This is a genomic window from Pseudolabrys sp. (genome assembly GCF_050250095.1).
Taxonomy (GTDB): domain Bacteria; phylum Pseudomonadota; class Alphaproteobacteria; order Rhizobiales; family Xanthobacteraceae; genus Pseudolabrys.
In genome coordinates this window covers 114891-140686 of sequence record NZ_JBFWPH010000005.1, presented here as the reverse complement: position 1 = coordinate 140686, position 25796 = coordinate 114891, and the positions used below count along the sequence as shown (strand labels likewise).

Sequence of the window (25796 nt, the reverse complement as noted above, 5' to 3'; positions counted from 1 at the left end):
TTTTGCCCGGCCGGAGGCCGGTGCTAGATGATACCTGATGCGTTCTCTGGACGATTTTGCCAAGTCGAAACTCGCCGCGCTGAAAAGCCGGAACCTGCTGCGCGGCCTGACCGAGACCCGCCGCGAGGACGGGGTCTGGATCGAGCGCGAGGGCCGCAGGCTCCTGTCGTTCTGCTGCAACGACTACCTCAATCTCAGCCATCATCCGAGAGTCAAGGCCGCCGCCGTCGCGGCAATCGAACAATACGGCACCGGCTCCGGCGCGTCGCGCCTCATCACCGGGAATCATCCCCTGCTCGGCGAGTTGGAGACGCGGCTCGCGCGCCTGAAAGGCACCGAAGCGGCCTGTGTGTTCGGCTCGGGCTATCTGGCCAATTCCGGCATCATTCCCGCGCTTGTCGGCGCGGAAGGTCTCGTGCTGGTCGACGAACTGGCGCATGCCTGTATCTGGGCCGGCGCGCAGCTCTCGCGCGGCCGCGTCGTCACCTTCCGCCACAACGATCTCGATCATGTCGCCGAACTGCTCGCCGCTCATCGTGACGCGCACGACCGCGCGCTCATCGTGACGGACGGCATTTTCTCGATGGACGGCGACATGGCGCCGGTTGCCGAACTCGGCGCCGTTGCGCAGCGCCACGACGCCTGGCTGATGACCGACGACGCGCATGGTCTCGGCATCGTCGGCGGCGGCCGCGGCTCGACCGTCGAGACGAAGGCCGACGTGCCGCTGCAGATGGGTACGCTGTCGAAGGCGATCGGCGGCTATGGCGGCTATCTCTGCGCGTCGAAGCCGGTGATCGAGCTGATGCACAACCGCGCCCGCACGCTGATCTATTCGACCGGCCTGCCGCCCGCTGTGGTCGCCGCCGCCATCGCCGCGCTCGACGTCATCGAGACGGAGCCGGCTTATGCAGCCCTGCCGCTCGCCAAGGCGCGCGCCTTCACGCGCATGACCAATCTGCCGGATGCGGAAAGTCCGATCGTGCCGGTGGTGATCGGTGCGGAAGACGACACGCTGGCCGCCTCGCGGCTGCTCGCCGACAACGGCTTCTTCGTCGCGGCGATTCGCCCGCCGACCGTGCCGCCGGGCACTGCGCGGCTGCGCCTCACCTTCACCGCCCAGCACGCGGACGCCGACATCGAGCGATTGGCCGGTCTCGTGCGTTCGCATTTCCTCGCGCACTGAGCCGGCGTCGCGTCCATGTCAGCCGTCTTCGTCACCTCGACCGGAACCGATATCGGCAAGACCTTCATCACGGCCGGATTGGTCCGCCTGATGCGTGAACAGGGTGCATCCGTCGATGCGCTGAAACCCGTGGTCAGCGGCTACGATTCCTCAACCGCGGCAACCAGCGATCCTGCGGTGCTGCTCGCCGCGCTCGGCCGCCCCGTCACCGCGGAGACGATCGGACAGATCTCGCCGTGGCGATACCGCGCGCCGCTCTCGCCGGATGTCGCCGCCGCGCGCGAGGGCGGCCACATCGACGTGCCGGCCGTCATCGACCTGTCGCGCAAGGCGATCGCCCGCGCCGGCGGCACGCTGCTCATCGAAGGCGTCGGCGGCGTCATGGTGCCGCTCGACGGCAAGCTCACCGTACTCGACTGGATCGAGGCGCTCGAAATTCCCGCGCTGCTGGTGGTCGGCAGCTATCTCGGCTCGATCAGCCACACGCTGACGACGCTGCAGGTGCTGGCCGACCGCAAGGTGCCGGTCGCAGCGATCGTCATCAGCGAAAGCGAACGGAGCGCGGTGCCGCTTGACGACACCGCGGACAGCATCGCCCGCTTCGCGGGCGATACGCCGGTCATCGCGATGCCGCGGCTGCCGAAAGGCGTGCGTTTCCACGCCGCCTTTCACCAGATCGCGCGCCTCCTGTAAGGTGCCGCCCGTTACGGCACCAAAATCGAGGAGCCGGTGGTGCCGCGGCCTTCGAGATCGCGATGCGCCTTCTGCGCATCCTTCAGCGCGTATTTCTGATTGACCGGGATCTTCACCGCGCCGGAGCCGACCACCTTGAACAGGTCGTTCGCGGTCATCACCAGGTCTTCGCGCTTCGCCGTGTAATGGTTGAGCGTCGGACGCGACGCGAACAGCGAGCCCTTGGTCTGCAGGATGTTGATGTTGAACGCCTCGATCTGGCCGGACGCGCTGCCGAAACTCACGAAGTAGCCGAGCGGACGCAGGCAGTCGAGCGAAGCCGGGAACGTATCCTTGCCGATGCCGTCATAGACGACGTCGCACATGCGGCCGCTGGTGATTTCCTTCACCTTCGCAACGAAGTCCTCGCTGCGATAAAGAATCGTGTGGTGGCAGCCGTTGGCCTTGGCGAGTTCCGCCTTCTCCTTGGAGCCGACGGTGCCGATCACCGTCGCGCCGAGGTGGTTCGCCCACTGGCAGGCGATCAAGCCGACGCCGCCCGCCGCCGCGTGGATCAGCGCCACCGTGCCCTGCCCGACCTTGAAGGTGCGGTTCAGGAGATACTGCACCGTCATGCCCTTGAGCATCATGCCGGCGGCCTGCTCGTAGGAAATGTTGTCGGGCAATTTCACGGCACGCTCGGCCGGCAGGATGCGCTCCGCCGAATAGCCGCCGAGGGGCGCAACGTAAGCAACGCGGTCGCCGACCTTGACGTCGCTGACGCCGGGGCCGACCGCGGTGACTTCGCCGGCGCCTTCATTGCCGGCAACGAACGGCATGCCGACCGGCGACGGATACGCGCCCATCCGGAAATAGGTGTCGATGAAATTGACGCCGCAGGCGTGCTGCTTGATGCGGATCTGGCCCTGGCCGGGCGCCGGAACCTCGATGTCCTCGAAGGTCAGAACCTCCGGGCCGCCGTGTTTATGAACGCGCACTGCCGCTACCATGTCGATTTCCCCTTATGAAAAGCACTCGTCGCTTGTGGCGGGATCATAGGCAGCGTTCCGCCGAACACAAGGCGTCCGCAGCGCGGGACCTAGCGTCCGCCGGCGACGCGCAGGTTGGCGCCGGTGACATAGGACGCCTTGTCCGAGAGCAGGAACAGGATGGTCTCGGCGGCTTCCTCCACCCGTCCCGGTCTGCCCATCGGCAGCAAGGGACCGGCCCGCTCGAGCCGTCCCGGCGGCTGGATCTCGGTATCGATCATGCCGGGCGACACGGCATTGACGCGGATGCCGTCTTTCGCGACCTCCCGTGCAAGACCGATGACGACGGAGTCGATCGCGCCCTTCGAGGCGGCGTACCAGATGTACTCGTCGGCGCCGCCGAGCGTCGAAGCCATCGACGACAGCAGCACGATCGCGCCGCCCTTGCCGCCCTGTTTGGTCGACATGCGCTTCACGCAGGCGCGTAAACACAGCAACGCACCGAAAGTGTTGACGTCGAGCGCCTCGCGGATCGTCTTCGTCTCGGCCTGATCGAGCCGCGAGAACGGGCCGATCACGCCGGAGGAATGCACGAAGGCGGTGATGGCGCCGAGCTTGCCCTGCGTCTCGTCGAACACGCGCTCGATGTCGGCTTCCTTCGCCATGTCGCCCTGCAGCGCGATGCCACGGCCGCCTGCCTTCTCGACAGCGGCGACGACGCCGTTCGCAGCTTTGGCGTTGCTGACATAGTTCACCGCGACGTCGTAGCCGCGTACCGCGGCTATCGCGGCCGTCGCCGCTCCGATGCCGCGGCTGCCGCCGGCGATCAGCAGGACCGGTCGCGTCATGATCGTCACTCCACCTGTCAGTGTTTGCGTCTGCGCCGCCGGCTTGCCAGCACATTGAAGAATTCCACCATGCCGGCGAAGGCCATCGCGAAGTAGATGTAGCCGCGCGGAATGTGGAACTGGAAGCCGTCCGCCACCAGCGCGACGCCGATCAGCAGCAGGAAGGCGAGCGCCAGCATTTTCGTGGTCGGATGGTTCTTGATGAATTCGCCGACCGGGTTGGCGGCGATGAACATCACGATCATGGCGATGACGACCGCCGCCACCATCACCTCGAGATCGTCGGCAAGGCCCACCGCCGTGATGATCGAGTCGAGCGAGAACACGAGGTCGATCACCACGAGCTGCGCGATGATGGCCGACATCGAGCGGCTCTTCCCGTTCCCGCCGTCGTCATGCCCGTTGGCGTCGACCTCGTTATGGATTTCATGGGTCGCCTTGCCCATCAGGAACAGGCCGCCGGCGATCAGGATGATGTCGCGCCAGGAGAACGCCTGTTCCCAGACGACGAAAACCGGCGCGGTGAGGCCGATGATCCAGGACAGCGTCGCCAGCAGCGCGATGCGGAAGATGAAGGCGAGCGACAGGCCGATGGCCCGCGCCTTGCGCGCGCGGGCCTCGTCGAGCCGCGACGTCAGGATCGAGATAAAGACGAGATTGTCGATGCCGAGGACGATTTCCAGCACGCTCAGCGTGACGAGCGCGGCCCAGGCATTTGGATTGAACAGGATGTCAGGCATCGGACGTGAACGTTAGCCACCTCGCGGTGCGGCGCGCAATCCCGCGAGCAGGAAATATCCACCCGTGATCAGCAATCCTGCGGACAGCCACGCATCCGGCGCGAGACGGGATCGCACCGTCAGCGCCGCCAAAATCGCCCAGACGACCAGCAGAGCGATGTTGAATGTGCGGCCGCGCCGCACGCGCAGCGGATGCACGAAACAAACTGGCGCGAAGGTCAGGATCGCGAGTAACAAAATGACGCCGGCGCAGATCCAGCCGTCTGGCTTCAACGCCAGCAGATAGAATGCCACCACGTTCCACACCGCAGGAAAGCCCTTGAAGCGGTTGTCGTCGGTCTTCATGTCGCGGTCGGCGAAATAGAGCGCGCCGCTGACCGCGATGGCGAGGCCGCAGACGATACCGAGCCAATCCGGCATCAGTCCACCGATCACGATCGCGAAGGCCGGCACGAACACATAGGTCGTGTAATCGACCACGAAATCGAGCGTATCGCCGGACCAGCGCGGCAGCGCTCCGGCAACGTTCCAGCGCCGCGCCAGCGGCCCGTCCACGCCGTCGACGATCAGCGCGGCGCCGAGCACGAGAAACATCGCGGTGAAATGCCGCTCCGCCGCCAGCAACAGAGCGAGAAGCGACAGCCCCGCCCCCGACGCCGTCAGCAGGTGAACGCAGAAGGCGCGCAGCGTTGCGATGACGTCCCCCTGTTCGTTGACGGCGTCAGTTGCCCCAGTCGAGCTGGCAGATTTCCGCCGAACGGCCGGCGAGATTCCAGTTGCGGCCGAAACCGCGGAACCGCGACTTGTCGGCGCGCGCCACGATCACATCCGGCGCGATCCAGTACTGGCTGTTGCGGATGACGACGTTCTGGCCGCCCTCCTTGCCTTTGACCGGCGAGATTGCGCCATCGACATAATCCTTGATCTTGATGATGCGCGTCTCGCCCTGCGTCTCGTAGCTGATCGGCACCTGACGAACGCCGAGGAATTGCCCGACCAGGATCGACAGGAGATGCGTGGTACCGCCGACGCGGCCGGAGAAGATGCGCGTCAGCGATTTCACCGCCTGCGCGGAGGCCGCATCATCGACGAACAGCGCGGCCGTCCAGTTGCCGCGCGACATGATGCCCGGCAGATCCATCATCAGCCCGCACTTGACGCCCGAGAGATCGACCGTGTCGAACTGCCCCTCGTCGATGCGGATGCCCGCCCAGGTCTGGCAGCGGTCCTCGGTCGGCGGGTGCTCGCCAAGCGACAGCACGCAGGGACAGAACACCGTGCAACTGCACGACAGCGTCATTTCGCCTTTCAGGTTCCACTTCTCGCTCACGATGCTTGGTCCCCTGCTTCCTGTGCCTGTCAGAGCGGCCAGCCCGGCGCGACGGCGCGCACGGCCAGCGCGATGCCGATCGCGATCATCGCAACGCCGGTCAGTTTCGTAAAGCGCGGCGTCGCCGACACCTTCTCGACGGTCATGACGACGCCGAGGCCGGCCATCCAGACGACGTTCATGGCGCCGACTGCGAACATCAGCAGCATCATCGCCCAGCAGCAGCCGAGGCAATAGAGCCCCTGCATCAGCCCGAGCCGGAACACGCCGCCCGCCTGCGTCTGCCAGTTCTTGAAGAAAAACGGGAACGGCCGCTGGCATTGCGTCAGGCAGGCATGCTTCAGCGCCGAAAACTGATAAAGGCCGGCGAGGACGAACAGCCCGCCGGCGAGATGAGGGCCTGCACCTGCAAGGGCCGGATCGAGCGCCCCGCTCCGTGTCAGCGTCCACTGCAACGCGGTCGCCGCCGCGGCAAAACCGATCCACACCACGGCATAACCGCCAGCGATCACAAGCGGCGAGACGATCGGCTCCCGCTTGCGCGCCGCGGCCTCCGCGATCTCGGCATAAGTGTAGATCATCGGCGCTGCGCTCGGCAGCATCATCGCCAGCACCATCGCGCACCACATCATCAGGACAAGTCCGGCATCCGCGAGCGACCATGCCCCGAACGGCATGCCGGGATGCGCGCGTGAGGGATTGCAGAGCGCGTCAATGACGCGCGGCAGCAGGTCGAGCGCGCCGCTTCCCGATCCCAGCGCCGTGCCCGGCGTTCCCGCCACCAGAAACGCAAGCGCCGCCCAGCCGAGCGCGCAGAGCGCGATGACACAGGCGGCGGCAATCGCCTTCGGCCGCGCGAACAGCCGAACCGCGCCGGGCATCCTGGCCGCCTGAGGATCGTCGCTGGCTATCCGGCTCATTCCGGCTCTATCGCATACCGGGCGGCCTCGCCCAAATTCGCTGGTCATGATAGCGAGATTTGAGCGAAACCCGGGTGGCGGAGCGATGCAGCAGGATGCCGATCATGTGCGGACGGACGCGGTCGTGGCCGGCGGCGGCCCCGCCGGGCTGACCGCCGCCATCGCGCTTGCGTCGTCCGGCATTGCGACGGTGCTGATCGCCCCGCCGCACAGCCGGACCGACAACCGCACCACCGCGCTGATGGCAGGCTCGGTCAACGCCCTGCGGGCGCTCGATGCCTGGGATATGGCGCAGGGCAACGCCGCGCCGCTTCGTGTCATGCGCATCGTCGACGACACCGGGCGGCTGTGGCGCGCGCCGGAGGTCGCCTTCGACTGCGGTGAAATCGGCCTCGAGGCCTTCGGCCACAACATCGAAAACGCAAAGCTTGTCGCGGCGCTGGAACGGCGGGCGCGCGACGTGCCCTCCCTGACGGTCATCGAGGACACCGTCGCCGCACTCGATTGCGGTCCCGATCAGGTTGCGATCGTCACCGGCGGCGGACGTCGCTATTCGGCCGCGCTCGTGGTCGGCGCGGACGGGCGTAAATCGGTCTGCCGCGAGGCGGCCGGCATCGGCGTCGATACGCGCGACTATCCGCAGGCGGCGCTCACCGTCACCTTCACGCATACGCGCCCGCACCGCGACACCTCGACCGAGTTTCATACCCGCTCCGGACCGTTCACCCTGGTTCCGCTGCCGGGCAACCGGTCGAGCCTCGTCTGGGTCCTCGACCCGCGCGAGGCAAATGACATCGCGGCGCTCGACGACGCGCAACTCTCCGCCGAGATCGAGCGCCGCGCGCATTCGATCCTCGGCAAGGTCACGCTCGATCCCGGCCGGAGCATGTTTCCGTTGTCGGTTTCGACCGCACGGCGGTTCGGCGCAAAGCGCATCTCATTGGTCGGCGAAGCCGCCCATGTCGTGCCGCCGATCGGCGCGCAGGGGCTGAACCTCGGCCTGCGCGATGCCGCCACCATCGGCGAGCTTGCCGCCGATGCCCATCGCACCGGCGACGACATCGGCGGCGAGGACGTGCTGGCGCGCTATCACGAACGGCGCAGCGCCGATGTCGGCAGCCGCACGCTCGCCATCGACCTGCTCAATCGTTCGCTGCTGAGCGACTTGCTGCCCGCGCAGGGCGCGCGCGGCCTCGGTCTCTATCTCATGGACCGGATCGGGCCGCTGCGCCGCGCCATGATGCGCGAAGGCGTGATGCCGTCGGCCTCGCAGCCGCGGTTGATGCGCGGCGAAGCAATCTAGTCGTCTTTTCCGGGCGCGCGCTTTACCGTCGCGCGTCCGTCGCGAAACTGTTCGGCGATGGGCACCGGCAGCGCGGAAATCCGGCGGCTGGCCTCGTTCTCGAGCTTGTGGTCGAACAATCCGCGTTCGACGAAATGCGGATCGCGCATCGCTTCTTCGAGCGAGGCGATCACGCTGGCGCAGCAGTCCGCCTTGGCGAAAACCGGCCGCCATTCCTCGGAAGTCTTCGCCGCGATCAGACGCGCGACGCCGGCGCGGGTCGCTGCCGGATCGCGACGGTCGTCGGCAAGCTCAGGCGGCAATCCAATCGCGCGTGTGAAAGCATTCCAGAATTTCTGCTCCAGCGCGCCGCAGGCAATGAGCCGGCGGTCCTTCGCCGGATAGATCTGGTAGCGCGGCGAGCCGCCGGCGAGCGCGAGTTCGCCGGGACCGGGAAAGCGCCCGGCCGCGAGCCCGAGCGCCATCGCGTACCATCCGAACGTGAACATCGCATCGGTCATCGCGATGTCGATGCGGCAGCCCTTGCCGCTCCGGTCGCGGGTGCGCAGCGCCAACAAAATATTGATCACCGCCGGAAAACTGCCGCCAGCGATATCGGCGGCGAGCATCGGTGGCACCACGGGATGCTCCGCTGCCTGCAAAGCCAGCATGCCGGTCGCGCCGATGTAGTTGATGTCGTGCCCGGCCTCCTGCGCGCGCGGCCCGGCCGCGCCATAGCCACTGATCGAGCAGTAGATCAGTTTCGGGTTGAGCCCGTGGACGGCGTCGAAGCCCAGCCCAAGCCGCTCCATCACGCCGGGCCGGAACTGTTCGATCAGAATGTCTGCGCGTTTGATGAGCGGTTCGAGCCGCGCTCGGTCCGCTTCGCTCTTGAGGTCGAGCGTCAGCCGCGTCTTGCCGCGATTGAGCATCGCGTAGACCGCGCTCTCGCCGTCCCACAGCGGCGGGAAGCTGCGCATGTCCTCGCCGCCCGGCCGTTCGATCTTGATGACCTCGGCGCCCGCTTCCGCCAGCATCAGCGCGGCAAGCGGCCCCGGCAGCAGGGTCGAGAAGTCGAGAACCGTCAGACCTGCGAGCGGCTGCATCGGAAAGCCCTCAGGGCATGATCCCGAAAAGTGGAAGCCGGTTTTCGGACAAGATCATGCCCTCATAAGAAACAAGCGACGGGTCTGATTCAACGGAGTTGAATCAGACCCTAGCGGAACAGCAGTTGCGGCAGGTTATTGGTTTTCACCATCCACATCACGCTCGTCAGCGTGACGACCGAGACCAGCGTGCCGACCAGCACGGCGCTCGAGGCTTCCTCGACCCAGGTGTCGTATTGCCGCGCGAACACGAACACATTGAGCGCCGGCGGCAGCGCCGCCATCAGGATCGCGGTTGCGACCCACAGCGGGTCGAAGGTCCCCATCAGCGACAGCAGCAGAAACAGAATGACCGGGTGAACGATGAGCTTGAGGCCAACCAGCGTCGGCACTTCCCACGGCGTCTTTTGCAACGGCCTCAGCGCTACCGTCACGCCGAGCGTGAACAGCGCGCAGGGTGCGGCCGAATTCTGCAGGAACTGCATCAGCCGTTCGAGCGCGATCGGCGGCTGGAAATGCAGCGCAGCGGACAACGCCCCGAGCGCCGAGGCGATCACCAGCGGATTGGTGACGATCCGCGTCAGCGCGGTCCGCGCGATGGAGAAGAAGCCGGCCTGCCGCTGTCCGGACAGCGTCATCAGGAACGGCACCAGCGTGAACAGCAAGAGCGTGTCGAAACAGAAGATCAGCGCGACGGGCGCAGCGGCCTGCGGGCCGAGCGTCGACAGCGCGAGGCCCGGGCCCATATAACCGATATTGCCGTAGCTGCCGGCGAGCGCGCCGATCGTCGCCTGCCCGATATGGCCGCGCCGCACCAGCATCACGACGCCGAAGGAAAAGGCAAAAGCCCAGCCGGTCGCCAGCGTGGTAGCGAAGATGAAGTCGATCTGGGCGAGCTGTTCCAACGGGGTCTGCGCCAGGATCCGGTAGAACAGCGCCGGCAGCGACACATAGATGATGTAGAAATTCATCCAGCCGAGCGCGGTGTCGGGAATCTGCTTCAGCCGGCCGCAGGCGAAGCCGATGAAGATCAGCCCGAAAAACGGCAGCGCGAGATTGATGACGTCGAGCATCGGTCGGTCCGGTGCGCCTTTATTTGAAGCCGTCGGCGGTCGAAACGGACACCCCAAAGGGGTAATTGAACCGCCCTTGGCGTCCGGCCGGCATTCCTCTAAACGGCTGCTTGACCAATTGAAAGCTCCCGGCCAATTGAAGGAACGGTTTTTCCAGGGGACGCTCCAGCGATGAAACTGCCGCGCCAGTTCTTCCAGCCGCTCGCCATCGGCGCGCCTAGCCCCTTGCGCGACTTGCCGGTCCGGCTCGAGCGCATGATCCATTTCCTGCCGCCGCATGTCGAGAAGCTGCGCGCCAAGGCCGGCGAGCTGGCGAAACAGGTCGATGTGGTGCTCGGCAATCTGGAGGACGCGATCCCGATCGACGCCAAGGAGGCGGCGCGCCGCGGCTTCATCGAGATGGCGAAGGCGACCGATTTCGGCGCGACCGGGCTTTGGGTGCGCATGAACGCGCTCAACTCCCCTTGGGCGCTCGATGACGTCATCGAGATCGTCGGCGCGGTCGGCGACAAGCTCGATGTCGTCATGCTGCCGAAGGTCGACGGTCCCTGGGACGTCCACTATCTCGATCAGTTGCTGGCGCAGCTTGAGGCGCGTCACGCGGTCAAGAAGCCGATCCTCATCCACGCCATTCTGGAAACCGCGCAGGGCGTCAACAACGTGGAAGCGATCGCCACCGCTTCGCCGCGCATGCACGGCATGAGCCTCGGCCCGGCCGACCTCGCCGCGTCGCGCGCGATGAAGACCACGCGGGTCGGCGGCGGCCATCCCGATTATCGCGTGCTCGCCGACGCGGGCGCGGACGGCGGCAGCCGCCCGTCGGCGCAACAGGACCTGTGGCACTACACGATTGCAAAAATGGTGGACGCCTGCGCGGCGGCCGGCATCAAGCCGTTCTACGGCCCATTCGGCGACTTCGCCGACCCCGCCGCCTGCGAGGCGCAGTTCCGCAACGCCTTCCTGATGGGTTGCGTCGGCGCGTGGTCGCTGCATCCCAGCCAGATCGACATCGCCAAGCGCGTCTACTCGCCCGACGAGAACGAGGTCGCCTTCGCCCGCCGGATCGTCGAGGCGATGCCGGACGGCGCCGGCGCGGTGATGATCGACGGCAAGATGCAGGACGACGCCACCTGGAAACAGGCCAAGGTGCTGCTCGATCTTGCCCGTCTGGTGGCGGCGAAAGACCCCGCGATGGGCAAGCGCTACGGGCTCTAAAAGAGTCCCTCTGGAATTTTCGGCCCGGCCGGACTATCTGACGTTGCCATGAACGACACGAACAAGATGCGGACGGCGAAATTCCAGATCGGCCAGGTGGTCAAGCACCGCCTGTACCCGTTCCGCGGCGTCATTTTCGATATCGACCCGGAATTCGCCAACACCGAGGAATGGTGGGAGTCGATCCCGGCCGAGTCCCGGCCGCGCAAGGATCAGCCCTATTATCACCTGTTCGCCGAGAACGCGGAAACCGAATACATCGCCTATGTGTCGGAGCAGAACCTGCTGCCGGACGATTCCGGCAAGCCGGTGCGCCATCCGGACATCGCGGACTTCTTCGAGAAGTCGAAAGACGGCGCGCTGCGCCCGCGCAACGCGACGTTGAATTAGCCACCGTCAGCTTGCGCGCGAACGCCGGGCTACTCCGGCAGTCCCGCATCCCGTAGCGCACCGCCAAGGGCCTCTGCGAGCGCCGGGCGCACAGTTCACCCCGGCGAATTGTCGGCTGTAACGAAAGGCCGGTTGAAGCTCGAGCACGCGAGCGGCAGCCGCCCTCGCTTCGTCCAGCCGTTCGAGCTTGGCCAGCGCTGCCGCCAATTGCACATAGGTGATGCTGTGTGCCGGGTTCGCCTGAACCGACTTGTAGGCGGCGCGGCACGCTTCCTCGTAACGGCCGCGCAGCAAATGGCTCATCGCTTGCGCATCGAATGCGGCCCAAGCCCATGAATCGAACGGGCTTAACCGAACTCCCCGTTCGCTCCATTCGATCGCGCGCTCCGCTTCACCGCCCCATCCGAGAATGACGCTACCAAGAATATAGGTCAGCGCTGATGACGGGCTGATGGCGAGGGCCGCTTCCAAGGCCGCAAATCCGGCCGCGCGGTCGTGCGCATGCATGCCGATGGAAAATCCGGCCCATGTCAGCGCGAGCGCATCGTCTTGCCCGTGAACGATGGCGGATCGCGCGTGGCGGATCGAAGCTGCGCGGTTGATCTCCTGCAAGCCGGACCGAAGGAACAGGCAATGATGACACATCGCGGCGTTGCCGTGCGCCAGCGCATAGGCGGGGTCGAGCGCGATCGCGCGTTCAAGCAGCACCAGCGCCCTCGTCACCTGCTCCGGCATTCCTGAATCGACATCGGGCTGTGCCCGCAGCACAAGATCGTAGGCATCGAGACTGTCAGGGCGTTTTCGCCTGACGCGCTCGATTTCCGCTTTCCGCACGCTCGGCGCGATTGCGCCGACCGCCGACTGCGCGATCTCGTCCTGAAGCGCGAAAATGTCTCCCGCGCTGCGGTCGAAGCGTTCGGCCCACACATGCGCTCCGCTCAGAGCATCGATCATCTGTCCGGTCACGCGCACGCTATCCCCGGCCTTGCGAACGCTGCCTTCGAGGACATATCGCACACCCAGTTCGCGGCCGACCTGCTTCACGTCCACGGCGCGACCCTTGTAGATGAGGGTCGAGTTTCGCGCGATGACGAAGAGCCAGTTTATTCGCGCAAGTCCGGTGATGATGTCGTCGACCATCCCGTCGGTGAAGTAGTCCCGCTCCGGATCGCCGCTCAGGTTCGAGAACGGCAGGACCGCGACGGAAGGCTTCTCGGGCAATGCCGGCGCCGACACGGCACGGGCGGCGGCCGAGGCATCGGACACATCGGTCGCCACGGTCGGTCCGATATAGCGATAGCCGCGGCGCGGCAGGGTTTCGATCCAGCTCTCGCCATTCGTGGTGTCGGCCAGCACCCGGCGCAGGGCCGCAATCTGAACCGTCAGGTTGTTATCGGCAACCGCCAGTCCGCCCCATCCCGCTTCAACCAGCGCGTCCTTGGAGACCGGCACGCCCGCGCTTTCAAGCAACCGGCGCAGCAGCGCGACGGCGCGCTGCCCGAGCATGGTCGGCTCAGCCCCCCGGTACAGAATGCCCGCCTCCGGGTCGAGGCGGAACGGGCCGAACTGATAAAGGTCGTCCCTTGCTGTCATGTGACGCTTTTAGCAGATTTTTGGGAACGGATTCACGACTTCCCGGCCCCGCCGGCCGATGTTGCGCAGGTGCTTGCTGAACAGCACTTGATCAACGGAGGATCACATGAGCGCAGAAGCCGTCATCCGCATGCCCGACGAGACGAAGGGAGTGATGCTGCGTGGCCACCCCATGACCTTCCTCGTCACCGGCGAGAACACCCGGCACACAAGCATGTTCGACTGGACGATCCCGGCCGGGTTCGTCACCGGACGGCATGTTCACCGAGTGCAGGAGGAAACCTTCTACGTGCTCGAGGGCGAGTGCGAGTGGCATGTCGGCGACAAGACGTTCCGCGCAACGCCCGGAACCTTCCTGTTCATCCCGCCCGGGGTGCCGCACAACATCACCAATGTCAGCGAGAAGCCGGCCCGCGTGCTGATGACCGTCTCGCCGCCCGGCCACGAGCATTATTTCGAGGAACTCGCCAGCCTCGCGGCGCAGGGGTCGCCGGATCCCAAAGCGCTCGCGGATCTGCGAAACCGCTACGACACCGATCAGCTCTCGACCCTGACGACGCGCGCGTAGGTGCCGGCCAGCGCGCAAATAAAAAGGCGCGGCTCGAAGCCGCGCCTTTTGGATTCTCGTTGCGTGTCGCGCGTTACTGCTTCGGCGCCTCGGCCGGCGGCTGCGCCTGGAGTTTCTTGCGGGCCTCTTCGGCCTTCTTCTGCAGTTCCTCTTGCAGTTTGCGCTGCTGCTCCTCGAACACCTTCGGATCGGTCGGCGGGCCGTCATGTGCCTTCGCGAAATCGACGAGCGGCAGCGGCAGGCTGATCGGCGTGCCGTGCATGTTGATCGCCTGCACGGTGAGCTGCTTGCCCTTCTTGAGCTTGGTGATCAGGTCGTTGCTCGCCTCGTAGTCGGCCATGCAGCCGTTGGGGAAGCACATGAAGTACGGCGCCTGCATCGGCTGTTCCTGATCGATGATCATGCGGGTGCCGTGCTGCAGCTGCATGCCGAGCGGAACGGTCACGCGGATCAGCTTCTTGTCGACGCCCTTCGGCTCGATCACCGCGACGGCGGCGACCGGCATGCCGTTCTCGAGGCGGCCGTCCTTGGCGGTGACGCAGACTTCCTTCGCGTTCGGATCCTGCTGGTTCTTGTTGCAGATCTTGATCCACGGCGAATACATCAGCTGCGGCTGCTGGTCGGCTCCGGCCGGTGGCGCAGCCTGCGCCTGGGGTTGCGCCTGCGCCGGCTTCTGGGCGGGCTTGGCGGCCGGCTTCTTGGTATCCGCCGGCTTGGTCTGCGCCATCACATCGGTCGGCGGGACCACGGTGGCCGTCAGCGCAAAGCCGAGCAAGACTGTCGCGGCAAGCGCCTTGCCCGCAGCGCGGACCGACGCGATCTCGTCAATCATCAATCTGTTCCTTTTGTCTGTCCGCGCCCCACCACCGCCCCGCAAGGAGGCCACCGGACTGCCGGCTCTGTCGGCGGCAAATACGGCAGCAGCGTGACGCGACGTGGCAGCCTGATAGCCGAAATCCCGCGCCCGATAAAGCCATCATATGCCGCTCCGTTCGCGCAAAACCCCGCGCAACGGGCCATATCCTCGCCCGGCCGGTGTCACGAATGTCTGTGATAGGTTGCGGCAAACCGGACCGAATCGTCATTTGCCCAAACCGCAGGCCGATAGCGCGTGCGCCGCGCCAGAGAGTACCGCACCGGCGGCAACCCGCAGGACCGTCCTGAAGGGTCTGGCCGCGACGGGGTTGTTCTCCGGCTTGCCCTTCGGCGGACCCGTCCGGGCCGCCGGGCGGCACGACGCCATCGCGATGCATGGGACGCCCGCCTGGGCGCCCGGTTTCAGCCACCCGACCTACGCCAATCCGCAGGCGCCCAAAGGCGGCCGACTGACGCAAGGCGTGCTCGGCACCTTCGACAGTCTCAATCCGCTGATCGTCAAGGGGCTGCCGGCTCAGAACATCCGCGGCTACATCATCGAGAGCCTGCTCGCCCGCGGCTACGACGAGCCCTTCACCCTTTACGGCCTGCTTGCCCGTTCGGTCGAGACCAATCCGACGCGCAGCTACGTCGCCTTCGAGCTCAACCCGGCGGCGCGGTTCTCGGACGGCCGCGCCGTCACCGCGCAGGACGTGATTTTTTCATGGCAACTGCTGCGCGATCGCGGCCGACCCAATCATCGCCTGTATTATTCCAAGGTGAAATCGGTGACCGCCGACGGCCGCATGGTGCGTTTCGATCTCACCGGCGCCGACGACCGTGAGCTGCCGCTGATCCTCGGCCTGATGCCGGTGCTCGCCCGCCACGCCATCGATTCGGAAAAATTCGAGGACACCAGTTTCGAGCCGCCGCTCGGCAGCGGTCCTTATACCGTCACCGAGGTGAAGCCCGGCGACAGTGTGACCTTCCGCCGCGATCCTGACTATTGGGGCCGCGATCTGCCGATCAATCGCGGGCTGTGGAACTTCGACGAGATCCGTTTCGACTATTACCGCGACGGCAATACCCATCTCGAGGCTTTCAAGAAAGGCCTCTACGACGTTCGCACCGAACTCGACCCCAACCGCTGGCAGGCTGCTTACGATTTTCCCGCCGCGCGTCAGGGCAAGGTCGTCAAGGAGACGTTCCCGTATGGATTACCCAAGGGCATGCTCGGCTATGTGTTCAACACGCGCCGGCCGTTGTTCGCCGACATCCGTGTGCGCGAGGCGCTGCTGACGCTGTTCGACTTCGAATGGATCAACCACAATTTCTTTTTCGATCTCTACCGGCGCACCGGCAGTTATTTCGACGGCTCCGAACTCTCGGCGCGCGGCGTCCCCGCGAGCGATGCCGAACGCAAGCTCCTCGCACCCTTCCCCGATGCAGTGCGCGCCGATGTGATGGAGGGCCGCTGGTCGCCAGCGAAAAGTGACGGTTCCGGCCGCGACCGCACATTGCGCCGCCGCGCGCTCGCATTGTTCGAGGAGGCCGGTTACGTCCTCAAGGGCACGCAGCTCGTCGCGCGCGACGGCGGCCAGCCGTTCCGCTTCGAATTCATGGCGATGACGCGCGAACAGGAGCGCGTTGCGCTCGCTTACGCCAACCAGCTCAAGCGTGTCGGCGTCACCATGCAGGTGCGCTCGATCGACGCGACGCAGTTCGAGCGCCGCCGTATCGCCTTCGATTTCGACATGATGGAGTACCGCTGGGAGCAGTCGCTATCGCCGGGCAACGAGCAGAGCTTCTACTGGGGCTCGGAAGCCGCGAGCCAGGACGGCAGCCGCAACTACATGGGCGTCAAGTCGAAAGCGATCGACGCCATGATTGGCGCGCTGCTGGCGGCGACCGAGCGCGAGGACTTCGTCGCTGCGGTGCGCGCGCTCGACCGCGTGCTGATGTCCGGTTTCTACGTCATCCCGCTCTACCACCTGCCCGGCCAATGGATTGCCCGGTGGACAGCGATCAGGCACCCCTCGCAAACCTCGCTGTTCGGCTATCTTCCGGAAACATGGTGGCGGGGCGATTCGAAATGACGGGGCGCGGGCCATGATTCTCGGTGACGGCAAGGCGGCCGGCGATGCGGCGCATCCGCGGGATACGCTCGACGGCCTGTTCCGCCGCGCCGGCGTTCGCCACGCCGACATCATCGCGCTGGCCGATCCGCCGGACCGCCATACCATCGACGGCGTCGAGGCGCGCTGGTTTACCTTCGCCGAGGCCGACCGCGCCGTGTCGGCCATTGCGAACACGCTGCGCCAGTTCGATCTGCCCGCCGACGCTGTCGTCGCTTACCAGCTTCCGAACACGGTCGAAAACGTTCTGACCTTCCTCGGCATCCTGCGCGCCGGGATGATCGCCGCGCCGTTGCCGCTGTTGTGGCGCAAGGCCGATATCGTTGCCGCGCTGACGCAGGTCGGCGCCAAGGTTCTGATCACCACGACCCGCGCCGAGGCCTATGTGGCGGCGGAAACCGCGATGCAGGCGGCGGCCGACCTGTTCCCGGTCCGCTTTGTGTGCGGCTTCGGCGAACGGCTGCCCGACGGCATCGTGTCGCTCGATCCGCTGCTGAGTGCGGTCAATGCTGTGACCGTGCCGGCGCTACCGCGCGACGGCGATGCCGCCCGTCACGTCGCGGCGATCACCTGGGAGATCACGGCGCGTGGCCCCGTGCCGGTCGCGCGCAGCCACGCCGAATTGCTCGCCGCAAAGCCGCCGCTCACGGCGGGTGATGCGCCGCCCTCATTATTGTCCGCGACGCCGCCGACTTCCTTCGCCGGCATCGCCCTGACGCTGCTGCCCTGGCTGACGCAAGGCGGCACCCTGCATCTGCATCACGGCTTCGATCCCGAAACCTTCATCATGCAGACCGGCGAACGCCATTGCGGCACCCTCGTCGTGCCGGGTCCATTGCTCGAGCCGCTGTCCGACGCCGGCTTCTTCTCGCTACCCGACATTCGCCAGGTCGTCGCGCTGTGGCGCGCGCCTGACATGCTGACGGGAGCCGCGCCGTGGCATGAAAGCCCGGCGCTGATCGACGCGGCCTGTTTTGGCGAGCTTGGCATTGTCTATACCGCACGGCGACGTGGCGAAGCGCCTTCGCCGCTGCAATCGAGCGCCGCTTTGCGGCTATCGCGAAACGATGACGGCGTTCTCGCGCTGAGCGGGGCGATGGTCGCGACCGCCGACCTTGCGCCGGGCGCGTCGGACGACGACCGCCCCCGCCTCGACCGCCGTTTCGGCGGCGTGGTCGCCACCGGCTACCGCTGCCGGTTCGAGCCGCGCGACGAAAGCGTCACCGTGACCGCGCCGCCATCGGACCTCGTCGGCATCGGCGGCTACCGCCTCGCCCGCAGTGAGATCGAGACCACTGCGAGCCTGTTCGGCGACGCCACCATTGCCGTCTTGCCGAACGCCCTGACCGGCCAGCGCCTCGCCGGCGCGGCGGAGGATGGCGAGACCGTCCGCGCGCTGCTCGCCGAACAGGGCAGCCACGCCCTGATAACCGGGGCCTTTGGGGCATAATCCCGAAAAGTGGACACCGGTTTTCGGACAAGATCATGCCCTTACAAGAAGATGGCGACGAGTCTGATTCAACGAGGTGAATCAGACTCTCGCCGCGCAAAACGGAGCGGACGCCGCCTGACCGCGGCAGTTGCGCCCTTTGCGTTAACGGGACGCTAATCGCCGGGACGTATTGTCGCGCCGTGTTTTGTAACCCGTGCGTAGCGTAACCAAGCGTACCCCCATGTCTTTACAAGGCCCGTTGATCGTCGTCGCCGAACAGCCGGCGGCTCATCTCGTCGAACTGTTACGAGAGGCCGGGGCCTTCCCGGTCGTCGAGACCAAATGGGCCGATGCGCCGACCGCGCTGGTCGCCGTCAAGCCGAACGCCGTCGTCGTCGCCGAACCGGGGACGCCGCCGAGCGAGACCGGCGCGCGCATGCTCTGCCTCCAGATCGCGACCTCGACCGGCGCCATCATTCCCGTTGTCGCGCTGACCGCCGGCGAAGACGACGCCGCGGTGCCGATCGCCATTCCCGTCGACATGAACGGCCCGGAAGACCGTCTGCTTGCGCGGCTGCGCCGCGCTCTGCGTGTTCGCGCGCTGCACCAGACCGTGTTGCGCCGGATCGAAACCTATGGCGCAAACTCCGGCCGGCTGCCGGCGCTGCCGGTCGGTGATGCGCTGGAAGAAGCGACCGTGATGATCATGGGACGCGGCCAGACCTATCCGGCGCTGAGCGTCGCCTGGGCGAACCGCGTCAAGATGATCGGGGCGCTCAGCGTCGAGGCCGCCGCGCAGAACCTCTCGGCCCACGACATCAACGGCGTCGTGATCGCCGAAGGCCTCAACCCGCGCATGGTCGAGGCGTTCCTCACCGTGCTCTCCGGCGAGCCGAAATACCGCGACATCCCGATCGCCGTGCTGGGCGACGAGCTGCCCGACATGGCGCATGACATGAGCAATGTCGATCTCGTCACCGGCGATCCGTCGCGCGTCGTGGCGCACATGGTGCCGCGCGTGCGGCTCAACGCGCTCGAAATCCGGCTCAACCGCATGCTCAAGGCGCTCGAGACCGAAGGCATGTTCGATCCCGAGACCGGCCTGATGGCGCAGAACGGCTTCTGGGCCGAACTCACCAAGGCGATGTCGGAGGCCAACAAGCAGAGCCAGGCGCTGTCGGTCGCGCGCTTTGCCTTCGACGCGCACGACCGTCGCACGCAGCTCGACGGCGCGCGGCTCGCGACCCGCCTGATCCGCAACATCGACTTCGCCGGACGCGACGACGACGGCGCGCTGCTGGTCGCCTTCACGCAGACCGATCTCTACGAGGCTCAGGTCGTCGCCCGTCGGCTGGCCGGCGCGCTGAAAAAAGGCATGGCCGGTCCCGGTCACCTTCCCGTGACCGCCAACGTCACGCTCGCAGCGATGAAGGCCAATGACAGCATCGACACGCTGATGGCCCGCATTGCCGGCGCGCAGACGGTTGCCGCCGAATAGCCGAGCGCCTAGGCTCACTCCGAACAAGGAGTGAGCCTCATGTCCGCCGCATCGTCCGCAAAGCCCGTTCGCATCGACGTCGTCTCCGATGTCGTCTGCCCGTGGTGCTTTATTGGCAAGCGCCGCCTCGAGAAGGCGCTAGCGCTGAAGCCGGAGATTCCGGTCGAGATTCACTGGCGCCCCTACTTCCTCAACGACTGGATTCCGCGCGAGGGCATGTCGCGCGAACAATATCTCACGACCAAGTTCGGATCGGTCGAGCGCTATCACGGCATCGCCCAGCGAGTCGGCATGGCGGCCAAGCAGGAAGGCCTCGTCTACGATTCGCAAAAACTCAGCAATCAGCCCAACACCACCGATTGCCACCGGCTGATCCGCTGGGCGGCCGAGCGCGGCAACGCCGCTCAGATGAAGCAGCGGTTGATGGAGATGTATTTCACGGAAGGCGCCGACCTGACGAAGCGCGACACGCTGGTGCAGGCAGCGGTCGATTGCGGCTTCGACGCCGCCCAGGTGCGCGCCGACCTCGAGAGCGACAAGGACGTCGAGGCCGTCACCCGCGAGGCGCAATCCGCCAAGGAAGCCGGCATCGAGGGCGTGCCCTGCTACATCTTCGGCGGCATGCTGGCGGTGTCCGGCGCGCAGGCGCCGGAATATCTCGCCGACGCGATCCAGCGTGTGTCGGACGAACAGAACAAAACGCAAGCCGCCGAGTAAGCCGTCCCCGTGCCGACCGACATCACCGCCGCGGTGGTCCGCGAACGCTCCGGCCCGTTCAACATCGAGCGGCTGCGGATCGAGGATCCGCGCCCCGATGAATTGCTGGTCGAGGTTGTCGCCTCGGGCATGTGCGCGACCGACTTGCATGGCCGCGACGGCTATTACGCAACGCCCTATCCGGCGGTGTTCGGCCACGAAGGCGCCGGTATCGTCCGCGCGACCGGGAGCAAGGTCACTAAATTCAAAGCCGGCGACCATGTCGTCATGTCCTATCCATCCTGCGGCGAGTGTCCGAACTGCCGCGCGCGCATGAACATGTATTGCCTCGACGCCTACAAACTGAAGATGAACGGCGTGCGGCGCGACGGCTCGACCATTCATTCGTCTCAAGACGGCAAGCCGGTCTATTCGGCGTTTTTCCAGCAATCCTCGTTCAGCAGTTTCAGCATCGCCAACGAGCAATATGCCGTGAAGGTGCGCAGCGACGCGCCGCTCGAACTGCTCGGACCGCTCGCCTGCGGCGGGCAGACCGGCGCAGGCGCGGTGCTCAACGTGATGAAGCCGAGCCCCGGCGACAGTTTCGTGGTGTTCGGCGTCGGCGCGGTGGGTCTGTCCGGCCTGCTGGCGGCGAAGATCGCCGGCTGCGATCCGATCATCGCCGTCGATGTGCACGAGCATCGGCTGGCGCTGGCGCGCGAATTCGGTGCGACGCACACCATCGACCATTCCGGCCGCGACGAAGTGGTGGCGGAGATCAAGCGCATCACCGGCGCGGGCGTTCGCTATTCGCTGGAGACATCCGCCGTGCCGGCCGTGTTCCGCGAAGCGATCGAGTGCCTGATGCCGTCCGCGACCTGCGTTTTGCTCGGCAGCGCGCGGCGCGGCACCGACGCCTCGTTCGACATGCAGTTCCTTCAGGAAGGCCGCGTCGTGCGCGGCGTGATGCAGGGCGACAGCATCCCGCAGACATTCATCCCGCACCTGGTCGAGCACATCATGGCCGGCCGCTTTCCGGTCGAGAAGATGGCGACGTTCTACGACCTCGCCGATATCAACCGCGCGGCGGCGGAGTCCGCCTCCGGGCAGACCATCAAGCCGATTATCAGGATGCCGCAGCTATAGCGGCCATTACAATCGCTGACTGTCATCATCCGCGAAGGCGGATGATCCAGTAAACGCAAGTGGTACGATTTCCGATGGCTTGAGACTACTGGATGCCCCGCCTGCGCGGGGCATGACACCGCAGCGCATCGAGCCTAAGCCGCCCTCGCCTGTTCCGCGATCGCCGCAAGCCGGCGCAAAATCTCCATCGTGCCCTTGAGCCGCTGGATCGGCCGCGGCCAGTCGTCGAGCAGCACGAGTTTCTGTCCCGACTTGTCGTTGCGGATTTTTGCCTCGGTGCCGCGCTCGCGGACATAGGCGATCAGCCCTTCCGGATTGGCGAAGCTGTTGTCGCGGAACGACAGCACGAGGCCCTTCGGCCCGGCGTCGATCTTGTCGACATTGGCGCGGCGGCACAGCGTCTTGATGGTCACCACCTGCAACAGGTGATCGACCTCCTCGGGCAGCGGACCGAAGCGGTCGGCAAGTTCGGCCGCGAAAGCGTCGATCTCGCGCTCGTCGTCGATATCGGACAGCCGGCGATAGAGCGACAGTCGCACCGACAGGTCCGCCACATACTCATCGGGGATCAGCACCGGCGTGCCGAGCGTGATCTGCGGCGACCAGCGGTCGGCGACCGGCGCGGTGATGCCGGCCTTCAGGCTCGTCACCGCCTCCTCCAGCATTTGCTGGTACAGTTCGAAGCCGACCTCCTTGATGTGGCCGGACTGTTCCTCGCCGAGCAGGTTGCCGGCGCCGCGAATGTCGAGATCGTGCGAGGCGAGCTGGAAGCCGGCGCCGAGCGTGTCGAGCGACTGCAGCACCTTCAGCCGGCGCTCCGCCTGCGGCGTGATCTTCTGCGCCGCCGGCAGCGTGAACAGCGCATAGGCGCGCAGCTTCGAGCGGCCGACCCGTCCACGCAACTGGTAGAGTTGCGCGAGGCCGAACATGTCGGCGCGATGTACCAGCAATGTGTTGGCGGTCGGGATATCGAGGCCGGACTCGATGATCGTGGTCGACAGCAGCACGTCGAACTTGCCGTCGTAAAAGGCGCTCATGATGTCGTCGAGCGCGGTCGGCGGCATCTGCCCGTGCGCGACCGCGACCTTCACCTCCGGCACGTTCTTGTCGAGGAAGTCCTTGACGCCGGCGAGATCCTCGATGCGCGGGCAGACATAGAACGACTGGCCGCCGCGATAACGCTCGCGCAACAGCGCCTCGCGCACCATCAACGGATCGAACGGCGCAACGAAGGTGCGCACCGCGAGACGGTCGACCGGCGGCGAGGCGATCAGCGACAGGTCGCGGACGCCGGTGAGCGCCAGCTGCAGCGTGCGCGGGATCGGCGTCGCCGTCAGCGTCAGAACATGGACTTCGGAGCGAAGCTGCTTCAGCCGTTCCTTGTGGTTGACGCCGAAATGCTGCTCCTCGTCGACGATGATCAGCGCGAGATCCTTGAACTTGATCGCCTTGCCCAAGAGCGCGTGGGTGCCGACGACGATATCGACCGTGCCGTCGGCGAGACCCTGTTTCGTTTTCGTTAGTTCGGCAGCCGGCACGAGGCGCGAGGCCTGCGCGACCTGCACGGGGAAGCCGCGGAACCGCTCCGAAAAAGTCTTGTAGTGCTGGCGCGCGAGCAGCGTGGTCGGCACTACCACCGCGACCTGCCGCCCGGCAATGGCGACGTCGAAGGCGGCCCGCAATGCCACTTCCGTCTTGCCGAAGCCGACGTCACCGCACACGAGGCGATCCATCGGCTTGCCGGCGGCGAGATCGGACAGCGCCGCGTCGATCGCCGCCTGCTGGTCCTCGGTCTCGTCGTAAGGAAAGCCGGCGGCGAATTCGTCATAGGCACCCTGCGCCGCCGTGAAGCGCGGCGCCTCGCGCAACTGCCGCTCCGCCGCGATCTTGATGAGCTCACCCGCGATCTCGCGGATGCGGCTCTTCATCCGCGCCTTGCGGGTCTGCCAGCCGGTGCCGCCGAGCCGGTCGAGTTCGACATTGGTCTGCTCGGAGCCGTAGCGCGACAGCAGTTCGATGTTCTCGACCGGCAGGAAGAGCTTCGCCTCCTCCGCGTAGTGGATTTCGAGGCAATCGTGCGGCGCGCCGGCGGCCTGAATGGTCTGCAAGCCGACGAAACGCCCGATGCCGTGATCGACGTGGACGACGAGGTCGCCGGTCGACAGGCTGGTCGCTTCGGCGATGAAATTCTCGGCCCGGCGCGAGGCGCGGCGCGGCCGCACCAGCCGGTCGCCGAGGATGTCCTGCTCGCTGATGACGGCGACGCCGTCAGTCTCGAAGCCGGTTTCGATGCCGAGCACGGCGAGGCCGACGCTCGTTTTCGGCAAAGCGAGCGCCTGCGCCCACGAGCCGACATTGGCGAGATTGTGGAGCTTGTGGTCGGCGAGCACATGGCTCATGCGGTCGCGCGCGCCCTCGCTCCACAGCGCGACGACGACACGCTTGCCGGCGGCCTGCTGATCGAAAATGTGCTTGGCGACGGCGGTGAACACATTGGCGTTCGGTTCGGCGCGCTCGGCGGCGAAATTGCGGCCCTGCTTGGCGCCGATGTCGATCACGTCGGCGGCGTCCGGCACCGCGAAGGACGAGAGCCGCGCCAGCGGCACGGCGTCGAGCCGTTCGTTCCACTCGGCTTCCGGCAGATAGAGCCGGTCCGGCGGCAGCGGCTTGTAAGGCGGGCTCGCGCTGTCGAGCGGCGCTTCGCGGCGCGCCTCGTAATAGTCGCTGATCTGGCCAAGCCGCTCGCGCGCGGCGTCGTCCGCCAGCGGCTCCAGCGCGACCGGCGTGCCGGGCACGTAGTCGTACAGCGTCCCCATCGCGGTATGGAACAGCGGCAGCCAGTGCTCCATGCCGGGATGGCGGCGGCCCTCGCTCACGGACTCGTACAGAATATCGCCGGGCGTTGCGGCGCCGAACTGCGCGACATAGCCGGTACGGAAACGCCGGATGGTTTCGGTAACGAGCTGGAATTCCGACACCGGCACGAGATCGAGCGCGCTCAACTGGCCTTCGCTGATCTGCGTCTGGGGATCGAAAGTGCGGATCGTCTCCAGCGCGTCGCCGAAGAAGTCGAGCCGCACCGGCCAGTCCATCCCCGGCGCGTAAAGGTCGAGGATGCCGCCGCGCACCGCGTAGTCGCCCGGCTCGCGCACCGTCGAGGCGCGCATGAAGCCGTTGAGTTCAAGCCACTCGATGATGCTCGCCATGCCGAGCACATGGCCGGGCGCAACCGAGAGCGCTTGCTTGGCAACATAATCCTTCGTCGGCACGCGCTGGAGCGCAGCGTTGACGGTGGTGAGCAGGATCGACGGCCGATCGCGGCCGGTGATGCGGGAGAGCCGCGACAGCGCGGTCATGCGCTGCGCGACGATCGCCGCATGCGGCGAGACGCGGTCGTAAGGCAGGCAATCCCAGGCCGGAAATTCGGCGAGCGCGATGTCCGGCGCGAAGAAGCCGAGCGCGCGCGAGAGCGCCTGCATGCGCTGGCCGTCGCGGCAGATCACCATCAGGCTGGTGGCCGGCGCGCCGGGTTTGGCGGCGATGGCGCGCGCCAGATCGGCGAGCGCCAGCCCCTCGGCGCCGTCCGCGACATGGGCGAGCGTCAGCGGGCGTCCGGCCTTCAAAAGCGCCGCGGGAGACGTCGCGCTCATTCCGCCTGCCCCTTCAGCGCATAGAACTCGCACAGCCGGCGGAACAGCGGCGTGTCGTCCTCCGGCGGTGGCGTAAATTCACCCATCACCCAGGAAACGATGTCGCGGGTCGGCGCTTCGAGCAGCCGGTCGAACTGCGCGAGTTCCATGTCGTCGAGCGTAGCCAGATGCGCGTCGGCAAAGCGGCCGAGGATCAGGTCGGCCTCGCGCAAGCCCCGATGCCAGGCGCGGAACAACATCTTGCGCCGCCGTTCGTCCAGACCCTCGCTCGACCGTGCCGTCACGTTTCGTTCGCTTTCCGCAAATGCCGATAGCCCGGGCATCAGGGCGTTCACGCCCGTCTTCGACGGGCTATGGCCGGGCGCGGGTTGTATAGAGGTTGATATTCCAAATGTCATGGCCGGGCCTGTCCCGGCCATCCACGTCTTTTCCGCTTCGAAGAAGGCGTGGATGCCCGGCACAAGGCCGGGCA

Annotated in this window: 22 protein-coding genes and 1 pseudogene; 11 read left to right on the top strand and 12 right to left on the bottom strand. The window is 66.3% G+C overall.

Annotation, left to right across the window (positions count from 1 at the left end):
* The first annotated feature begins 37 nt into the window (after positions 1–37).
* Together bioF and bioD are read left to right on the top strand one after the other, a co-directional pair.
* Positions 38–1186, top strand: a complete 1149-nt coding sequence (gene bioF, locus AB7F10_RS16175; protein WP_428562660.1) for an 8-amino-7-oxononanoate synthase — start codon at positions 38–40, stop codon at positions 1184–1186.
* A gap of 15 nt (positions 1187–1201) precedes the next feature.
* On the top strand, positions 1202–1879 hold the full coding sequence (bioD, locus tag AB7F10_RS16170; protein ID WP_428562662.1) for a dethiobiotin synthase: 678 nt from the start codon (positions 1202–1204) through the stop codon (positions 1877–1879).
* 11 nt (positions 1880–1890) lie between these two features.
* Here the strand turns inward: bioD and AB7F10_RS16165 are convergent, their stop codons facing one another.
* The 6 genes from AB7F10_RS16165 to AB7F10_RS16140 all read right to left on the bottom strand — a co-directional run bounded on the left by AB7F10_RS16165 (position 1891) and on the right by AB7F10_RS16140 (position 6646).
* Complete coding sequence (locus AB7F10_RS16165; protein WP_428562664.1) at positions 1891–2868, bottom strand: quinone oxidoreductase family protein; 978 nt, start codon at positions 2866–2868, stop codon at positions 1891–1893.
* 89 nt (positions 2869–2957) lie between these two features.
* Positions 2958–3695 (bottom strand): SDR family oxidoreductase, encoded by a 738-nt coding sequence (locus AB7F10_RS16160; RefSeq protein ID WP_428562666.1) that lies wholly within the window; start codon positions 3693–3695, stop codon positions 2958–2960.
* A gap of 17 nt (positions 3696–3712) precedes the next feature.
* A complete protein-coding gene (locus AB7F10_RS16155; RefSeq protein ID WP_428562668.1) occupies positions 3713–4435 on the bottom strand; it encodes a TerC family protein in 723 nt (240 codons plus the stop codon).
* A gap of 12 nt (positions 4436–4447) precedes the next feature.
* A complete protein-coding gene (locus AB7F10_RS16150; protein ID WP_428587188.1) occupies positions 4448–5122 on the bottom strand; it encodes a CDP-alcohol phosphatidyltransferase family protein in 675 nt (224 codons plus the stop codon).
* Between the two features lie 34 nt (positions 5123–5156).
* Entirely contained in the window at positions 5157–5768 is a 612-nt protein-coding gene (locus tag AB7F10_RS16145; protein WP_428562982.1) for a DUF1326 domain-containing protein, read from the bottom strand.
* Between the two features lie 26 nt (positions 5769–5794).
* Positions 5795–6646, bottom strand: a complete 852-nt coding sequence (locus AB7F10_RS16140; RefSeq protein WP_428562984.1) for a DUF2182 domain-containing protein — start codon at positions 6644–6646, stop codon at positions 5795–5797.
* 124 nt (positions 6647–6770) lie between these two features.
* Between AB7F10_RS16140 and AB7F10_RS16135 the strand changes: the two genes are divergently transcribed.
* The gene (locus tag AB7F10_RS16135; protein ID WP_428562670.1) at positions 6771–7988 is read left to right on the top strand and encodes a UbiH/UbiF family hydroxylase; all 1218 of its coding nucleotides are present in this window, start codon (positions 6771–6773) and stop codon (positions 7986–7988) included.
* On the opposite strand, the gene AB7F10_RS16130 is transcribed toward AB7F10_RS16135, so the two are convergent.
* Together AB7F10_RS16130 and AB7F10_RS16125 are read right to left on the bottom strand one after the other, a co-directional pair.
* Positions 7985–9073 carry a CaiB/BaiF CoA transferase family protein gene (locus AB7F10_RS16130; RefSeq protein WP_428562672.1) on the bottom strand — a complete coding sequence of 363 codons (1089 nt, stop codon included), beginning with the start codon at positions 9071–9073 and terminating at the stop codon, positions 7985–7987. The genes AB7F10_RS16135 and AB7F10_RS16130 overlap by 4 nt on opposite strands.
* Before the next feature lie 110 nt (positions 9074–9183).
* Positions 9184–10146 (bottom strand): AEC family transporter, encoded by a 963-nt coding sequence (locus tag AB7F10_RS16125; protein ID WP_428562674.1) that lies wholly within the window; start codon positions 10144–10146, stop codon positions 9184–9186.
* A gap of 171 nt (positions 10147–10317) precedes the next feature.
* On the opposite strand from AB7F10_RS16125, the gene AB7F10_RS16120 reads away from it, so the two are divergent.
* Both AB7F10_RS16120 and hspQ read left to right on the top strand, forming a co-directional pair.
* A complete protein-coding gene (locus tag AB7F10_RS16120; protein ID WP_428562676.1) occupies positions 10318–11361 on the top strand; it encodes an HpcH/HpaI aldolase/citrate lyase family protein in 1044 nt (347 codons plus the stop codon).
* A 48-nt stretch (positions 11362–11409) separates the two neighbouring features.
* The gene (gene hspQ / locus AB7F10_RS16115) at positions 11410–11751 is read left to right on the top strand and encodes a heat shock protein HspQ (protein WP_428562678.1); all 342 of its coding nucleotides are present in this window, start codon (positions 11410–11412) and stop codon (positions 11749–11751) included.
* Positions 11752–11780: 29 nt separating this feature from the next.
* Here the strand turns inward: hspQ and AB7F10_RS16110 are convergent.
* Positions 11781–13344, bottom strand: a pseudogene (locus AB7F10_RS16110) (winged helix-turn-helix domain-containing tetratricopeptide repeat protein).
* A 106-nt stretch (positions 13345–13450) separates the two neighbouring features.
* Between AB7F10_RS16110 and AB7F10_RS16105 the strand changes: the two are divergent.
* Positions 13451–13912 carry a cupin domain-containing protein gene (locus AB7F10_RS16105; RefSeq protein WP_428562680.1) on the top strand — a complete coding sequence of 154 codons (462 nt, stop codon included), beginning with the start codon at positions 13451–13453 and terminating at the stop codon, positions 13910–13912.
* A gap of 73 nt (positions 13913–13985) precedes the next feature.
* Here the strand turns inward: AB7F10_RS16105 and AB7F10_RS16100 are convergent, their stop codons facing one another.
* Positions 13986–14744: an invasion associated locus B family protein gene (locus tag AB7F10_RS16100; RefSeq protein WP_428562682.1), complete on the bottom strand. Its 759-nt coding sequence runs from the start codon at positions 14742–14744 to the stop codon at positions 13986–13988.
* Between the two features lie 415 nt (positions 14745–15159).
* On the opposite strand from AB7F10_RS16100, the gene AB7F10_RS16095 reads away from it, so the two are divergent.
* From AB7F10_RS16095 to AB7F10_RS16075, 5 genes are all read left to right on the top strand, one after another.
* A complete protein-coding gene (locus tag AB7F10_RS16095; RefSeq protein WP_428562684.1) occupies positions 15160–16863 on the top strand; it encodes an extracellular solute-binding protein in 1704 nt (567 codons plus the stop codon).
* A 13-nt stretch (positions 16864–16876) separates the two neighbouring features.
* Positions 16877–18352 (top strand): AMP-binding protein, encoded by a 1476-nt coding sequence (locus tag AB7F10_RS16090; RefSeq protein WP_428562686.1) that lies wholly within the window; start codon positions 16877–16879, stop codon positions 18350–18352.
* 223 nt (positions 18353–18575) lie between these two features.
* A complete protein-coding gene (locus AB7F10_RS16085; protein ID WP_428562688.1) occupies positions 18576–19832 on the top strand; it encodes a GGDEF domain-containing protein in 1257 nt (418 codons plus the stop codon).
* Positions 19833–19871: 39 nt separating this feature from the next.
* Complete coding sequence (locus tag AB7F10_RS16080) at positions 19872–20549, top strand: DsbA family oxidoreductase (protein ID WP_428562690.1); 678 nt, start codon at positions 19872–19874, stop codon at positions 20547–20549.
* A 9-nt stretch (positions 20550–20558) separates the two neighbouring features.
* Positions 20559–21674 (top strand): NAD(P)-dependent alcohol dehydrogenase, encoded by a 1116-nt coding sequence (locus AB7F10_RS16075; protein WP_428562692.1) that lies wholly within the window; start codon positions 20559–20561, stop codon positions 21672–21674.
* Between the two features lie 134 nt (positions 21675–21808).
* On the opposite strand, the gene mfd is transcribed toward AB7F10_RS16075, so the two are convergent.
* Entirely contained in the window at positions 21809–25324 is a 3516-nt protein-coding gene (gene mfd / locus AB7F10_RS16070; protein ID WP_428562694.1) for a transcription-repair coupling factor, read from the bottom strand.
* Complete coding sequence (locus AB7F10_RS16065) at positions 25321–25647, bottom strand: succinate dehydrogenase assembly factor 2 (RefSeq protein ID WP_428562986.1); 327 nt, start codon at positions 25645–25647, stop codon at positions 25321–25323. Before AB7F10_RS16065 ends, mfd begins: the two co-directional genes overlap by 4 nt.
* Between the last annotated feature and the right edge of the window lie 149 nt (positions 25648–25796).

Bases quoted from the DNA above. Each gene is read 5' to 3' on its own strand.
- AB7F10_RS16140 (WP_428562984.1), bottom strand. From the start codon at position 6,646: ATGCCCGGCGCGGTTCGGCTGTTCGCGCGGCCGAAGGCGATTGCCGCC.
- AB7F10_RS16160 (WP_428562666.1), bottom strand. From the start codon at position 3,695: ATGACGCGACCGGTCCTGCTGATCGCCGGCGGCAGCCGCGGCATCGGA.
- AB7F10_RS16105 (WP_428562680.1), top strand. From the start codon at position 13,451: ATGAGCGCAGAAGCCGTCATCCGCATGCCCGACGAGACGAAGGGAGTG.
- AB7F10_RS16125 (WP_428562674.1), bottom strand. From the start codon at position 10,146: ATGCTCGACGTCATCAATCTCGCGCTGCCGTTTTTCGGGCTGATCTTC.
- AB7F10_RS16100 (WP_428562682.1), bottom strand. From the start codon at position 14,744: ATGATTGACGAGATCGCGTCGGTCCGCGCTGCGGGCAAGGCGCTTGCC.
- AB7F10_RS16080 (WP_428562690.1), top strand. From the start codon at position 19,872: ATGTCCGCCGCATCGTCCGCAAAGCCCGTTCGCATCGACGTCGTCTCC.
- AB7F10_RS16135 (WP_428562670.1), top strand. From the start codon at position 6,771: ATGCAGCAGGATGCCGATCATGTGCGGACGGACGCGGTCGTGGCCGGC.
- bioF (WP_428562660.1), top strand. From the start codon at position 38: ATGCGTTCTCTGGACGATTTTGCCAAGTCGAAACTCGCCGCGCTGAAA.
- AB7F10_RS16095 (WP_428562684.1), top strand. From the start codon at position 15,160: ATGCATGGGACGCCCGCCTGGGCGCCCGGTTTCAGCCACCCGACCTAC.
- AB7F10_RS16120 (WP_428562676.1), top strand. From the start codon at position 10,318: ATGAAACTGCCGCGCCAGTTCTTCCAGCCGCTCGCCATCGGCGCGCCT.
- AB7F10_RS16130 (WP_428562672.1), bottom strand. From the start codon at position 9,073: ATGCAGCCGCTCGCAGGTCTGACGGTTCTCGACTTCTCGACCCTGCTG.
- AB7F10_RS16065 (WP_428562986.1), bottom strand. From the start codon at position 25,647: ATGCCCGGGCTATCGGCATTTGCGGAAAGCGAACGAAACGTGACGGCA.
- AB7F10_RS16085 (WP_428562688.1), top strand. From the start codon at position 18,576: ATGTCTTTACAAGGCCCGTTGATCGTCGTCGCCGAACAGCCGGCGGCT.
- AB7F10_RS16155 (WP_428562668.1), bottom strand. From the start codon at position 4,435: ATGCCTGACATCCTGTTCAATCCAAATGCCTGGGCCGCGCTCGTCACG.
- hspQ (WP_428562678.1), top strand. From the start codon at position 11,410: ATGAACGACACGAACAAGATGCGGACGGCGAAATTCCAGATCGGCCAG.
- mfd (WP_428562694.1), bottom strand. From the start codon at position 25,324: ATGAGCGCGACGTCTCCCGCGGCGCTTTTGAAGGCCGGACGCCCGCTG.
- AB7F10_RS16165 (WP_428562664.1), bottom strand. From the start codon at position 2,868: ATGGTAGCGGCAGTGCGCGTTCATAAACACGGCGGCCCGGAGGTTCTG.
- AB7F10_RS16090 (WP_428562686.1), top strand. From the start codon at position 16,877: ATGATTCTCGGTGACGGCAAGGCGGCCGGCGATGCGGCGCATCCGCGG.
- bioD (WP_428562662.1), top strand. From the start codon at position 1,202: ATGTCAGCCGTCTTCGTCACCTCGACCGGAACCGATATCGGCAAGACC.